We start from the raw sequence: 14,054 nt of genomic DNA, 5'->3' as shown, positions 1-14,054 counted from the left end.
TGCCATTTGAAATAACATTCCGTAAGATGAAAGATAGATTATATAAAGAGCTGGAGGAAAGAAAGTGGAATTTGTATTTTTAGGGACTGGTGCAGGTGTTCCTTCGAAAGGAAGGAATGTTTCAGCAATTGCTTTGCAGTTGTTAGAAGAACGAGGACAGACTTGGTTATTTGACTGTGGCGAGGCGACGCAACATCAAATACTACATACGTCTGTACGTCCACGCCGCATTGAAAAAATATTTATTACGCATTTACATGGCGATCATATTTTTGGATTGCCGGGTTTATTGGGTAGCCGTTCGTTTCAAGGTGGAACAACAAAATTAACAGTGTACGGACCAAAAGGAATTAAACAATTTATTGAAGTGGCATTATTAGTAAGTACGACACATGTTAAATATCCACTTGAAATCGTTGAGATTACGGAAGAAGGTATTGTGTTTGAGGATAATGAATTTTGTGTAGAAACAAAAAGGTTATCACATGGAATTGAATGCTTCGGATATCGAATTGTAGAGAAAGATATACAGGGAGCTCTTTTAGTGGATAAGTTACTGGGAATGGGTGTGAAACCTGGTCCAGTTTTTAAACGCTTAAAAGATGGTGAAGTAGTTGAATTAGAGAATGGCACAGTGTTAGATGGAAAAGATTTTATTGGCCCACCTCAAAAAGGAAGAGTTATTACAATTTTAGGCGATACACGATATTGCGAAGCGAGTAGAGAGCTTGCGCAAGATGCTGACGTACTTGTTCATGAAGCGACTTTTGCGGCAGAAGATGAACAACAAGCGTATGATTATTTTCATTCCACATCTAAGCAAGCTGCGAGTATTGCACTTCAGGCAAATGCAAAACGCTTAATATTGACTCATATTAGTTCTCGTTATCAAGGAGATACATATAAGGAATTATTGAAAGAGGCAAGAGAGCTATTTTCTAATACAGAAATAGCTACGGATTTAAAATCATTTCCAGTAGAAAGATAATAATGTTGTGAAAAAATGGTGACGATAGGTTGCCATTTTTTTTATTTCTAAAAAAATTAAAAATAAAACTGTTATCATTTTATTTTTATATAGGATGACACAGAAAGTTTTAATGATGTGAAGATAGAGGAGAAAAATACATAATACCGATTATTTAGAAAAACTGTTATATAAGTCAGACGACATACGAGTGGTACAAGTAGCAAAAATGGATTTTTATTCAGAACTTTTAAAATTCATTAAAAGTAAGCGTTTTATTAAAAATAAGCTATAATGAGGGCAGATTATAATTTATTGTAGGCTACATGCGTTTTAGCCATTTGTCATAACAAGCGAAGTTGACTAAATCGTGAGAGAGCAACATGGAAATTATAATAGGAAGGATATTACTATTATTTGTACTAAGTCTTTTTTCATTTTTTAGCTTTAAAATATCAAAAGGTATGAAAGCAATAGGAGTTTCACTTGTTTATGCTATGCTTGTAAGGGGTTCTGTGTTAAACTTTGGATTGCTACCAGACTTTATTGTGGACTATCTTATATTATTTTTAAATGCAGGTAATGCTAAGTTTCTTATTTATTATTATAACTGGTATTATTTCAGGATATATTGCTTCACTGTTATTCAAAAACTATCCAATTCTTACAGCGGAACAAATTCGTGGTACGACTGGAACAGCAACCGATTCGGTAGCTTAATAGAATAGTAAATAATTTTTTCATAGAGGTTTAGGGGGAGTTATGATGAAGTATCGCTCAGTGTTTGATATTATTGGTCCGGTTATGATTGGTCCATCAAGTTCACATACAGCAGGCGCGGCAAGAATGGGGCAAGTTGCTCGTCAGCTGTTTCGTCATGAACCAGAGAGAGTTAGCATTTCATTATATGGTTCATTTGCAAAAACATACCGTGGTCACGGTACGGATGTAGCGCTAATCGGTGGAATACTAGGATTTGAAACAGATGATTTACGTATTCCAAGTGCGTTAGATATTGCAAAAGAACGCGGGATTGAAGTGGAATTCATTGAAGAAGATGCAAATGCTCCGCATCCAAATACAGCGAGAATTCGTCTGTATAAAGGTGAAGAGGAAATTGAAGTTGTTGCTTGCTCAATTGGTGGCGGTAAAATTGAAGTTGTAGAATTAAACGGATTCGATCTTCAATTAACAGGCACGAGTCCAGCACTACTTATTGTAAATAACGATCGCTTTGGTGCTATCGCAGCTGTAGCTTCAATTCTTGCTAAGCATGAGATTAACATTAGTACAATGAGTGTTTCTCGTAAGGAAAAAGGAAGAAGAGCGCTTATGGTCATTGAAACAGATGAATTATTAGCAGATGAAGTGATTGAAGAAATAAATGGACAACAAAATATTTGCCAAGTAACTATTATGGATTAATTGCAGGGGGGACACACCATGTTTCGGAACGCAGCGGAACTAGTGGCGCAAGCTAAAGAGAAAAATGTAAAAATCGCAGAAATTATGATTCAATGTGAAATGGATACAAGACGTATTTCACGTGAAGAAGTAATTGCTGGTATGGAAAAGAACTTAGTCGTGATGGAACAAGCAGTAGAACGTGGTATTCGTGGTGTAAAATCACCGACGGGTTTAACTGGCGGAGATGCTGTGAAAGTTCGAGAGTATATGAAGAGCGGAAAAGGCTTATCTGGGGATACAATTTTGGACGCAGTGAGTAAAGCAGTTGCGACAAATGAAGTAAACGCAGCGATGGGAATCATTTGTGCAACACCAACAGCAGGTTCTGCTGGAACAGTGCCAGGTGTACTGTTTGCATTGAAAGAAAAATTACAGCCTACACGTGAAGAAATGATTGAATTTTTATTTACAGCAGGAGCTTTCGGTATGGTTGTTGCGAATAATGCTTGTATTTCTGGCGCGGCAGGAGGTTGCCAAGCTGAAGTAGGTTCAGCAAGTGGAATGGCAGCTGCAGCAGCAGTTGAGATGGCTGGTGGAACACAAGATCAAGCAGCTACAGCGATGGCGATTTCATTAAAGAATATGCTTGGTTTAGTATGCGATCCTGTTGCAGGGCTTGTAGAAGTACCTTGTGTAAAACGTAATGCAGCAGGAGCTGCGAATGCCATGATTTCAGCTGATTTATCATTAGCTGGTGTAACTAGTACAATTCCATGTGATGAAGTCATTGAGGCGATGTTTAGAATTGGACAAACGATGCCAGTAGCACTTCGTGAAACAGCAGAAGGTGGCCTTGCAGCAACACCGACAGGTCGTCGTTTGCAAGAAGAGATTTTTGGTAAGAGTAATAACTAAAAGCATATCATATGATTAAAGTAAAAACGGAGCTCAAATAAAGTTGAGCTCCGTTTTTTATTTTTCTTTTGCTATTTCTTCTAATGTTTTTCCAAGATCGTGTGATCGTTTCGTTGCTTGTGTAATACATGAGATTAATGCTTGTTGAAAATTATGCTCCTTTAATACTTCAATACCTGCTTCAGTTGTTCCGCCAGGAGAAGTAATTTCTTTTCGCAAAATAGAAGGGTGTTTTTCGCTTGCTTTTAGCATTTCAGCAGAACCAATCATCGTCTGAAGAATAAGAGATTTTGCAACATCTTCTTTTAAACCAATTTTTTTTGCTGCCTCTTCCAGTGCCTCTACCACGTAATAAATATAAGCTGGTCCACTTCCAGATAATGCAGTGATAGCATGCATATCTTCTTCTTCTACAACAGAGACGAGACCAATCGTTTCAAATAAAGATGTTGCAGTGCGAATATGTTCCTCCGTTGTGTGTTCTGAAGGTGAGATAGCGGTAGCGGATTTTAAAATGGCTGCAGATGTATTTGGCATTGCACGAATAATCGGAACGTCTTTTTGAAGTAGGTTTCTAATTGAATGAGTAGAAACACCTGCTAATAACGAAATAATAAGCAAGTCATTATTTATGTATTCTTTAAGAGGAATAACCGCTTCTGCGACATCTTTTGGCTTCATAGCTAGAAAAAGAATATTTGCATCAGCAAGTAATTCCTTTTTATTATGTGTACCTTTGACACCGTATTTTTTGTGTAACTCCTGTAATCTTGTCTCGTTAGAACGATTACTTACAGTGACGTGTTCTCCCTTAACAACATTTGCGTTTAATAAGCCACCAATAATCGCTTCGGCAATAGAGCCTGCACCGAGAAAGGAAATGTTTTGCATAGACATGATGTGCCTCCTTTAAATTTGGTTAGAAATACTTATAAATGTACATACATTCGTTTTTTTATGGAAAAGACCTCTTTTTATCTGAAAATAATGACAAATTTATAGGGAAGTTGTAAACTGAAGAGGTATTCATTTTTGAACCGGAAAAAGACAGGGGGGCTAAGCATGACGGCGATTCATCGAATGGAGATTCCTGTTCCATTTGCAGTTGAGACAGTGAATGTGTTTTTAGTTGAGGGAGAAACATTAACGTTAATTGATACAGGGACAAATACAGAAGAAGCAAAGAAAGCACTAGAAAGTCAATTAGGTGCATTAGGATATAAGATAGAAGATATTGAAACGGTAGTGATTACGCATCACCATGCGGATCATTGCGGACTTTTAAATACATTTTCTGAAAAAGTAAAGATTATCGGACATCCTTGGAATGAACCGTGGATTACACAAAATGCTGAATTTTTAAAGAGGTATCATGAATTTTTTAAAGAGACAGCCTTGCAGTTCGGCGTTCCAGCAGTATTTCTGAATGGTGAGGCATTATTGACGACGAAGACACTTAAATATTCTTGTAATAGATCGTTAACACATACTGTGAGAGAGGGAGATCGTATAGATTCGTTACCTGGATTTACAGTGATTGAAACCCCGGGTCATGCTTCCACTCATATTTCATTATATAGAGAATCTGATGGAATATTAATTGGTGGGGATGCTCTCATTAGTCATATTTCTTCAAATCCAATATTAGAACCACCATATGAAGGGCAAACAGAAAGAGCGCATCCTTTATTGCAGTACAATCAAACGTTAAAACGTTTAAGTGAAATGAATATTTCACGGATTTTATCAGGGCATGGGGAAGATGTTCTGAATGTGAAACAACTTATTGAAACAAGATTACAAAAGCAAGAGACACGTGCTTTTAAAGTGCTTGAACTATTAAAGGAAAAGCCAATGACAGCATTTGAGGTGTGTGTAAAACTATTTCCGGTATTATATAAAGAGCAATTACCACTTACTATCTCAGAAACTGTTGGACAATTAGACTTTTTAGCATATAATCAACAGGTGATGATTGATGAATCTTCACAACAATTGATTTATTATGCAAAGTAGGTGACAGCAATGACGGGACGTTTACAAGAAAAAGTAATCGTCATTACAGGTGCTTCTAGTGGAATTGGAGAGCAAGTTGCAATGCAGGTTGCAGAGCAAGGGGCGACGCCGGTATTAATGGCTCGAACAGAAGAGAAGCTACAAGCATTAGCAGACAAAATTAAAGTAACGTATAATACGCCTTGCTATTACTATGTATTAGATGTAAGTGAAGAAACGGAAGTACAATCTGTTTTTTCAAAGGTATTACAAGAAGTAGGACGTATTGATATATTGGTAAATAATGCTGGGTTTGGTATCTTTAAAACGTTTGAAGATGCTTCAATGGATGAAGTAAAGGATATGTTTCAAGTAAATGTATTTGGATTAGTAGCTTGTACGAAAGCGGTATTACCTAATATGGTAAAAAGGAACGAAGGACAAATTATTAATATTGCTTCATTGGCTGGAAAAATTGCAACTCCGAAGTCGAGTGCTTATGCAGCAACAAAACACGCTGTATTAGGATTTACGAATAGTTTACGTATGGAGTTATCTAACACAAATGTGTATGTAACAGCAATTAACCCAGGACCGATAGAAACGAACTTTTTTGAAATAGCCGATCAATCAGGTACATATGTGAAAAATATGGGACGTTACATGTTAAAACCAACATATGTAGCAGAACAAATCGTAAAGACGATGCAAACGAAAAAACGTGAAGTAAACTTGCCGAAGTGGATGGGAATGGGGCCAAAGCTCTACGCATTATTCCCAGGTTTATTTGAACGCGTTGCAGGCAAATCATTAAGTAAAAAATAGGAGATTTCCATATGGAAATCTCCTATTTTTTATTTTCCAGTCACATAATCGTAAACGATATCCTCAACAGCCTCGTATACATCAATTTCAGTATTTGAATGAATTATCATTTGAATATGTTTAATTAGCATTTCCTGATCCTCTTTTGAAACAGGATTACATTGATATTGCCGAAAACTTTTTATAATCATTTTCTCAATTAATTTTTTATTCATGTTTTTCCCCGCCTGTATGTATACATGTATTGTTTTATTGTACTTGAAGTGAAATGAAAATACTACTATGCACTATTTTTGCATAAAAATCCACTTGTGTATATTGCTTTTATAGCAAGATTAATATTTTGAAGTTTTTAAAAATTATAAATATTTAATTGACTTTATAATTATGCAATATTATAATCAAACTTAATTTAAAGAATAGATATGAGGAGGAGCTTATGAAAGTCGCAATTATTGGAGCAACTGGATATGGAGGTATTGAGTTAATTCGGTTATTAGAGCAACATCCATATTTTTCGATAGCATCTCTCCATTCTTTTTCACAAGTCGGTGAATTTATAACAAATGTATACCCGCATTTTCGAAATGTTCTTGTCCATACGTTACAAGAAATTGATGCGGAGAAAATAGAGAAGGAAGCTGAAATTGTATTTTTAGCAACCCCAGCGGGAGTATCGGCAGAGTTAACACCAAAATTATTGGCAGTAGGTTTAAAAGTAATTGACCTATCTGGAGACTTTCGTATGATAGATCCCTCGTTATATGAATTGTGGTATAAAAGGCCAGCTGCACAGGAAGAACTTCTTAGGAAAGCAGTATATGGATTAAGTGAATGGAAAAGGCCTGAGATCCAAAATGCAAATTTAATTGCAAACCCAGGATGTTTTGCTACAGCTGCATTATTAGCGGTAGCGCCGTTAGTACGTAGCGGCATGATTGAAGAAGCTTCGATTATTATTGATGCGAAATCAGGAGTATCTGGAGCGGGCAAAACGCCAACAACAATGACTCACTTTCCTGAGTTATACGATAACTTACACATTTATAAAGTTAATCAGCATCAGCACGTTCCTGAGATTGAGCAAATGCTTGCAGAGTGGAATCGTGAAACGAAGCCAATCACGTTTAGTACACATTTAATACCGATATCACGAGGGATTATGGTTACACTTTATGCGAAAGTGAAAAAGGAAATGAAAATAGAGCAACTTCAAAAGTTGTATGAAGAAACGTATGAATACTCAGCTTTCGTTCGAGTTCGCTCGCAAGGAGAATTTCCAAGTCCGAAAGAAGTAAGGGGCTCAAATTATTGTGATATTGGGATAGCTTACGATGAAAGAACAGAAAGAGTTACGGTCGTTTCTGTTATAGACAATATGATGAAAGGTGCGGCAGGGCAAGCGGTTCAAAATGCAAATTTATTAGCGGGACTAGAAGAGACAACGGGTTTACAGCATATGCCGCTTTATCCATAAGGGGGAAATTATGATTAAAGCATCGTCTATTACAAAATTAGCAAATGGTTCAATTGTTACACCAAAAGGCTTTTTGGCAATCGGTACTGCAAATGGTCTGAAAAAGGTGAAAAAGGATATGGGTGCAATCGTTTGTGAGGTGCCAGCATCATGTGCCGCTGTGTATACAACAAATCAAATACAAGCAGCGCCGTTGCAAGTAACGAAGGATAGCATAGCAGCAGAAGGGAAATTACAAGCAATTGTTGTAAATAGCGGCAATGCAAATGCTTGTACGGGGATGAAAGGATTGCAAGATGCTTATGAGATGCGAACATTAGGAGCGGAACACTTTGGAGTAAAAGAAAAGTACGTCGCAGTCGCTTCAACAGGTGTAATTGGAGTACCTTTACCGATGGATATCATTCGAAAGGGAATTGAATCTCTTGTGCCAACAAAGGAAGTAAGTGAAGCTTATTCTTTTTGTGAAGCAATTTTAACGACAGATCTTATAACGAAAGAAACTTGCTATGAGATGATAATTGATGGGGAAGCAGTGATCATTGCTGGGGTCGCAAAAGGATCAGGGATGATCAAACCGAATATGGCAACGATGCTTAGTTTTATTACAACAGACGCCAATATAGAGCATGAAGTATTGCAAACAGCATTATCACAAATTACGAATCATACGTTTAATCAAATTACGGTGGACGGAGATACTTCTACAAATGATATGGTCATCGCTATGGCAAGTGGATTATCAGAAACGAAAACGATGAATATGGAACATGAAGACTGGGAAACTTTCGTAGTTGCTTTACAAAAGGTATGTGAAGATTTAGCGAAAAAAATTGCACAAGATGGTGAAGGTGCTACGAAGTTAATAGAAGTAAACGTGTTAGGGGCTAGAACAAATGAAGAAGCAAAGAAAATTGCAAAACAAATAGTCGGTTCCAGTCTTGTGAAAACAGCGATATACGGTGAAGACCCAAATTGGGGACGAATTATTAGTAGTACTGGACAGAGTGAAGTAATTATTAACCCAAATACAATTGATATCACTCTTCAATCTATCGCCGTATTAAAAAATAGTGAGCCTCAAATGTTCTCTGAAGAGGAAATGACAAAGAAATTACAAGAACATGAAATAAAAATTGATGTGTGTTTACATTTAGGAGATGAAACGGGATCAGCTTGGGGCTGCGACTTAAGTTATGAATATGTGAAAATAAATGCTTGTTATCGTACATAAGGAGAGAGAAGATGAGTGATTATATTGTAGTTAAATGTGGCGGTAGCATGTTGAATCGATTAAATAGTGTCTTTTTTGATTGTATAAAGAAATTGCAAAATAAGTATAAGGTTGTTATTGTCCATGGCGGTGGCCCAGAAATTGATGCCAAGTTAGAAGACGCTAATATCGAGATAGAAAAGAAAGATGGATTAAGAGTAACGCCGAAAGAGGTTATGGATGTTGTTCAAATGGTGCTATGCGGAAGTACGAATAAAAAATTCGTAATGAATTTACAAAAACATGATTTACTTGCGGTGGGGCTTTCAGGATGTGACGGTAATTTACTTCAAGTTCAACCTGTTGGCGAAGCGATAGGATATGTAGGAGAAGTAAGTTATGTAGAAACAGCCCTATTGAAAGGGTTGATAGATATGAATTATATTCCTGTCATTGCCCCAATTGGGATAAATGGTAATGAGGTTTATAACATAAATGCAGATACCGCTGCAGCTGGAATTGCAGCCGCACTATCCGCAAAAGAACTCATTTTTATAACGGACGTAGATGGAGTATTACACGAAGGAAGATTGGTAAAGAAAACGGATGAATATGAAATTCTTACTTTTATAGAACAAGGCGTCATTACAGGTGGAATGATTCCGAAAGTACAGGCGGCACTTACATCGTTAAAAATGGGAGTGAAAAAGGCTAGTATCGTAAATGGTACAAAGGATTTTACTGAGGTTACAGGAGAGTGTGTTGGAACTACGGTAACAAAAGGAGTGAGTATCGTATGACAAGCCATCTTTTTCAAACATATGGAAGAAGAGAAATTGAATTTCTAAAGGGCAATGGGGCGAAAGTTATTGATAAAAGTGGTGAGCAATATTTAGATTTCACTTCTGGTATTGGAGTATGTAACTTAGGACATTGTCATCCTACGGTTGTAAAGGCAGTAGAAAAGCAACTTAGAAATATATGGCATATATCTAACTTATTTACGAACTCCTTACAAGAAGAGGTCGCATCATTATTAACAGAAGATACAGCATTAGATCATGTGTTTTTTTGTAATAGCGGGGCGGAGGCAAATGAAGCGGCTTTAAAGCTAGCACGTAAGCATACTGGAAAATCTCTCGTAGTAACATGTGAGCAATCTTTCCACGGGAGAACATTTGGAACGATGAGTGCAACAGGGCAAGATAAAGTGAAAGAAGGATTCGGTCCATTACTTCCGTCTTTTTTACATATACCATTTAACGACATACGAGCATTAGAGGAAGTAATGAATGAAGAAGTTGCGGCGGTAATGGTAGAAGTTATTCAAGGAGAAGGAGGAGTAATATTAGCTGATCCATCCTTTTTGAAGGAAATTGAAAAACTATGTAATCAGTACAATTCTCTTTTTATTATAGATGAAGTACAAACTGGAATAGGCAGAACAGGAACACTATTCGCTTATGAGCAAATGGGAATAATTCCTGATATCGTTACCATCGCAAAGGCGCTTGGGAATGGTATTCCAGTTGGAGCGATGATTGGCCGAAAAGAACTAGGTTCTTCTTTTACTGCCGGGTCACACGGTTCAACTTTCGGTGGGAATTATATTGCTATGACTGCAGCGAAAGAAGTATTGCAATTCATTAAGGAACAATCGTTTTTTAAAGAGGTACAGGAAAAGGGCGAGTACGTATTAAAGAAATTGCAAGAAGAATTACGACACGTTGAATGTGTTCAAAATATTCGTGGTAAGGGACTTATGATTGGAATCGAATGCAAGCATGAGGTTGCAAATGTCATAGAACAACTAGAAAAAGCAGGACTTCTCGTATTACAAGCAGGGCCTAATGTTATAAGACTATTACCACCACTTATTGTAACGAATGAAGAGCTAGAACAGGCAATATATATGATAAAAAGAGTGGTTTGTACAAAAAATGCATCAATAATATAAGGGGGAAATTTCATGTCAACTGTACAAGTACCGAAATTAAATACGAAAGATCTTTTAACGTTAGAAGAATTGACGCAAGAAGAAATCATTTCTTTAATTGAGTTCGCTATATATTTAAAAAAGAACAAGCAGGAGCCTTTATTACAAGGGAAAATATTAGGTCTCATTTTTGATAAACATTCAACCCGTACTCGCGTTTCTTTTGAAGCAGGAATGGTACAGCTCGGAGGACATGGAATGTTTTTAAGTGGAAAAGAGATGCAAATTGGCAGAGGAGAAACGGTTTCAGATACTGCGAAAGTACTATCTCATTATATTGATGGAATTATGATACGCACATTTTCACATGCGGATGTAGAGGAGCTTGCAAAAGAGTCCAGTATCCCAGTTATTAACGGTTTAACTGATGATCATCATCCTTGCCAAGCATTGGCAGATTTAATGACGATATATGAAGAAGTTCATACGTTTAAAGGAGTTAAATTAGCTTATGTAGGTGATGGGAATAATGTATGTCATTCACTATTGCTAGCGAGTGCAAAAGTCGGAATGAATATGACTGTTGCAACTCCCGTAGGGTATGAGCCGAATGAAGAAATTGTTAAAAAAGCATTAGCGATTGCTGATGAAACAGGGGCTGAAATTGAAATTTTGCATAATCCTGAATTAGCGGTAAGTGGAGCAGATTTTATTTATACTGACGTTTGGATGAGTATGGGCCAAGAAGGAGAAGCAGAAAAATATACTTTATTCCAGCCTTTCCAAGTAAATAAAGAGCTTGTTATACATGCAAAGCAAACATATCGTTTCCTGCACTGCCTGCCTGCTCATCGTGAAGAAGAAGTAACTGGAGAGATTATAGATGGGCCACAGTCTATCGTTTTTGAACAAGCTGGTAACAGGTTGCACGCGCAAAAAGCTTTATTAGTGAGTTTATTTAAAAATATAGAAGAGCCTTCCTAAAAGGGAGGTTTTTTTATATGGAAATGTCGGATGTATATTTAGTTAATTATCTCTATATCATTTATAATAAAAAGAGAAAACTAAATTTGTTTTTCATATCATGTAAGGACATACTAGATAAAAAAATATAGTTAAAGAGATGATGAATTTGAAAACAACTAAGAAAACATATTCGTTTTTTCAGCGGATGTGGAGAATATTAAAGTTTCAATATTTTAAGTTGCTTCGATCGCCAGAAGGAGCAAAGAAAGTGTCGCTAGGTTTTGCTATTGGATTTGGTTTAGAAATGTTGGTGATTTATACGGCATCGCTCGTATATTTAATATTTTATCCAATTGTAAGGTTAGCAAAAGGATCTTTTCCAGCCGCAGTCATTGGTAATATTATTGGGAAAATATCGTTTCTCCCAGTATTTTTATTTCCGTTTGCTTATGCGCTAGGAAAAATGATTTACCCATTTCATGTACAGAAAATACATCATGAACCATTTACGATATCAGATTTGTTTTCGAGCCATATTTTTACGATGTTAAAGAGCTTATTACAGAGTGAAGTATATGTATTAATTGGTATGACGATAATAGGAATTGTGTGTGGGGTAATTTCATATTTCGTTGTGCATTATTTATATGAAAAGAATCGTAAGTTACGTTTGAAGAAAAGAAAGAAACAAGTGAGAGAACCACTTGTTCAAATATAAAGAATGTCACATTCATTTTCTCCTTTGAATATGTTTAAGAAAAAGGGGGAGAGAATGAATGTATTATTATTACGTACCGCAAGTATACCCATATGTAAATTATTATCCGGTTTATGATATGAGTAGACAATACGAGTTATATCGACAACAACAATTACAGCAAATACCACAAATACCACAAATACCACAACAACAGCCTACGCAAGAACAAAAACCATATTTAACGACATGGCCGTATTCAAATGTATACTATGGTAATTATTACGAATCATAAAGCTGCTTCTATTTAGAAGCAGCTTTATGCGTTTGTTTTCAAAATTAAATTTTGAATGGTTTTAAGAGAATAAATGAGCTTTTCACGCTCTTCCTCAGATAATGTTTGAAAATTTTCTTTTAGTTTGCCTAAAATGAATTGCTGATACTGACTTACTAACACTTTCCCTTCAGTTGTTAGGGAAATTAAAATGACCCTTCGATCTTTTTCGCTATAATGACGCTCTATTAGCTCTTCTTGAATAAGTTTGTTTAATAGAGGGGTCATGTTAGGCCGTGAAATCGCTAGCCGCTTGCCAATTTCTGAAACTGCTAATGTACCATTTTCATGCAAAAGCAGTAACACTTGCGTATGTGATGGCGGCATATGTCTTTGAGAAGAAAACTCTCCAGGAAGCATAAATTTGCGATAAAAAAGAGGCACTAGCGAAAGAAGATGATCAACAATACGTTCCCACTCGCGTGATTCCATATAACGGCCCCCTTCCACTATCATTGTAACAAAAAAGACAAGGTATAAAAATAGAATTGTTTCATGGTAGCCTTAATATTTGTAGGATAACACTTGCTTTGTAAATGTATTGGCAATAATCGTATAACCGTTATCATTTGGGTGTACTTGGTCAAATAGTAAATCTTTTTTATCCTTAGATATTAATTTGCGAATTGGTAAAACAATCGATGGTTGATGTGCTTTTGAAATAGAATAAATAGAATCATTCCAACCATCTAAAAACATATCTGCATAACTTGCGATGGAGTCATCAAGTTGTAAAGGGTTATAGAGTTCAGATAGAATGAGTAAAGCATTCGGATTTTGATCTCGAACGGTCTTTACAATATTTTTTACATCCGTTTCAAAACGGGCTTTTTCTTTATTTAACATTTTAATACCATCTATAACACCTACATCACGATTTAAGCGGAATAAATTATTTCCTCCAATATTAATAGTAATTATATTTGCTTCCCTAATTTTTTGTTGAACTTCTTCTGACTGGACTTTTTTAACGAGACGATCTGTAGTGAGACCATTTACACCGAGGTTTTCTACCGTAATTGGTTTATGAATTTGTCCTTCTAATTGTTTAGAAGCTAATTCGGCAAATCCCCCTTGTGTAGATCCATATCCTTTTGCAAGTGAATCACCTAATACGAGGTGATAAAAGGAATCATTCGTTTGCTTATCAATCCAGCTGGGAGCAGATGTTTTTTCTGTTTTTCTTTCATTTTCTTTTTGTTTTGTCTCATCGTTCTTTTCAAAATTAGAATAAGAAATGATTAGAAGGAGGAGACAAACAATTGTTAAGATGACTTTTTTCATAAATTCATCCTCCTTGTAATTGGTAATTGTATCATATT

Annotated in this window: 17 protein-coding genes; 13 read left to right on the top strand and 4 right to left on the bottom strand. The window is 36.2% G+C overall.

Going from position 1 to position 14,054, the window contains the following annotated elements; all coding sequences use genetic code 11:
• Positions 1 to 64: 64 nt before the first annotated feature.
• The 4 genes from rnz to sdaAA all read left to right on the top strand — a co-directional run bounded on the left by rnz (position 65) and on the right by sdaAA (position 3,289).
• Positions 65 to 988: a ribonuclease Z gene (gene rnz / locus SB773_RS05135; protein WP_002014952.1), complete on the top strand. Its 924-nt coding sequence runs from the start codon at positions 65 to 67 to the stop codon at positions 986 to 988.
• Between the two features lie 552 nt (positions 989 to 1,540).
• Complete coding sequence (locus SB773_RS05130) at positions 1,541 to 1,687, top strand: hypothetical protein (protein ID WP_158080567.1); 147 nt, start codon at positions 1,541 to 1,543, stop codon at positions 1,685 to 1,687.
• A 45-nt stretch (positions 1,688 to 1,732) separates the two neighbouring features.
• A complete protein-coding gene (sdaAB, locus tag SB773_RS05125; RefSeq protein WP_060749638.1) occupies positions 1,733 to 2,392 on the top strand; it encodes an L-serine ammonia-lyase, iron-sulfur-dependent subunit beta in 660 nt (219 codons plus the stop codon).
• An 18-nt stretch (positions 2,393 to 2,410) separates the two neighbouring features.
• Complete coding sequence (gene sdaAA / locus SB773_RS05120; RefSeq protein ID WP_060749639.1) at positions 2,411 to 3,289, top strand: L-serine ammonia-lyase, iron-sulfur-dependent, subunit alpha; 879 nt, start codon at positions 2,411 to 2,413, stop codon at positions 3,287 to 3,289.
• Positions 3,290 to 3,346: 57 nt separating this feature from the next.
• On the opposite strand, the gene proI is transcribed toward sdaAA, so the two are convergent.
• Positions 3,347 to 4,186, bottom strand: a complete 840-nt coding sequence (gene proI / locus SB773_RS05115) for a pyrroline-5-carboxylate reductase ProI (RefSeq protein ID WP_002066991.1) — start codon at positions 4,184 to 4,186, stop codon at positions 3,347 to 3,349.
• 165 nt (positions 4,187 to 4,351) lie between these two features.
• Between proI and SB773_RS05110 the strand changes: the two genes are divergently transcribed.
• Positions 4,352 to 5,305, top strand: coding sequence for an MBL fold metallo-hydrolase (locus SB773_RS05110; protein ID WP_002014957.1), 954 nt, complete (start codon positions 4,352 to 4,354; stop codon positions 5,303 to 5,305).
• Between the two features lie 9 nt (positions 5,306 to 5,314).
• A complete protein-coding gene (locus tag SB773_RS05105; protein ID WP_044442686.1) occupies positions 5,315 to 6,109 on the top strand; it encodes an SDR family oxidoreductase in 795 nt (264 codons plus the stop codon).
• A gap of 29 nt (positions 6,110 to 6,138) precedes the next feature.
• On the opposite strand, the gene SB773_RS05100 is transcribed toward SB773_RS05105, so the two are convergent.
• Positions 6,139 to 6,324: a YqzH family protein gene (locus SB773_RS05100; protein ID WP_002014960.1), complete on the bottom strand. Its 186-nt coding sequence runs from the start codon at positions 6,322 to 6,324 to the stop codon at positions 6,139 to 6,141.
• Between the two features lie 224 nt (positions 6,325 to 6,548).
• Between SB773_RS05100 and argC the strand changes: the two genes are divergently transcribed.
• The 7 genes from argC to SB773_RS05065 all read left to right on the top strand — a co-directional run bounded on the left by argC (position 6,549) and on the right by SB773_RS05065 (position 12,693).
• Positions 6,549 to 7,586: an N-acetyl-gamma-glutamyl-phosphate reductase gene (gene argC, locus SB773_RS05095; protein ID WP_410588878.1), complete on the top strand. Its 1,038-nt coding sequence runs from the start codon at positions 6,549 to 6,551 to the stop codon at positions 7,584 to 7,586.
• Between the two features lie 10 nt (positions 7,587 to 7,596).
• Positions 7,597 to 8,820 carry a bifunctional glutamate N-acetyltransferase/amino-acid acetyltransferase ArgJ gene (gene argJ, locus SB773_RS05090; protein WP_002088515.1) on the top strand — a complete coding sequence of 408 codons (1,224 nt, stop codon included), beginning with the start codon at positions 7,597 to 7,599 and terminating at the stop codon, positions 8,818 to 8,820.
• An 11-nt stretch (positions 8,821 to 8,831) separates the two neighbouring features.
• Positions 8,832 to 9,599, top strand: a complete 768-nt coding sequence (gene argB, locus SB773_RS05085; RefSeq protein WP_044442690.1) for an acetylglutamate kinase — start codon at positions 8,832 to 8,834, stop codon at positions 9,597 to 9,599.
• Positions 9,596 to 10,756, top strand: a complete 1,161-nt coding sequence (gene argD, locus SB773_RS05080; RefSeq protein ID WP_060749642.1) for an acetylornithine transaminase — start codon at positions 9,596 to 9,598, stop codon at positions 10,754 to 10,756. Before argB ends, argD begins: the two co-directional genes overlap by 4 nt.
• 12 nt (positions 10,757 to 10,768) lie before the next feature.
• Positions 10,769 to 11,719, top strand: coding sequence for an ornithine carbamoyltransferase (argF, locus tag SB773_RS05075; protein WP_002014968.1), 951 nt, complete (start codon positions 10,769 to 10,771; stop codon positions 11,717 to 11,719).
• 148 nt (positions 11,720 to 11,867) lie between these two features.
• On the top strand, positions 11,868 to 12,419 hold the full coding sequence (locus tag SB773_RS05070; protein ID WP_002167705.1) for a DUF2062 domain-containing protein: 552 nt from the start codon (positions 11,868 to 11,870) through the stop codon (positions 12,417 to 12,419).
• A gap of 58 nt (positions 12,420 to 12,477) precedes the next feature.
• Positions 12,478 to 12,693, top strand: coding sequence for a hypothetical protein (locus SB773_RS05065; RefSeq protein ID WP_033731229.1), 216 nt, complete (start codon positions 12,478 to 12,480; stop codon positions 12,691 to 12,693).
• 24 nt (positions 12,694 to 12,717) lie between these two features.
• Here SB773_RS05065 and SB773_RS05060 read toward each other — a convergent pair whose 3' ends face one another.
• On the bottom strand, positions 12,718 to 13,164 hold the full coding sequence (locus SB773_RS05060) for a MarR family winged helix-turn-helix transcriptional regulator (RefSeq protein ID WP_002129002.1): 447 nt from the start codon (positions 13,162 to 13,164) through the stop codon (positions 12,718 to 12,720).
• 72 nt (positions 13,165 to 13,236) lie between these two features.
• Positions 13,237 to 14,016, bottom strand: coding sequence for a GDSL-type esterase/lipase family protein (locus SB773_RS05055; RefSeq protein WP_044442694.1), 780 nt, complete (start codon positions 14,014 to 14,016; stop codon positions 13,237 to 13,239).
• Positions 14,017 to 14,054: the final 38 nt, after the last annotated feature.

It is taken from the genome of Bacillus sp. SIMBA_074, assembly GCF_046534555.1.
Classification (GTDB): Bacteria; Bacillota; Bacilli; order Bacillales; family Bacillaceae_G; genus Bacillus_A; species Bacillus_A mycoides.
This window is presented reverse-complemented; position numbering and strand designations above follow the sequence as displayed.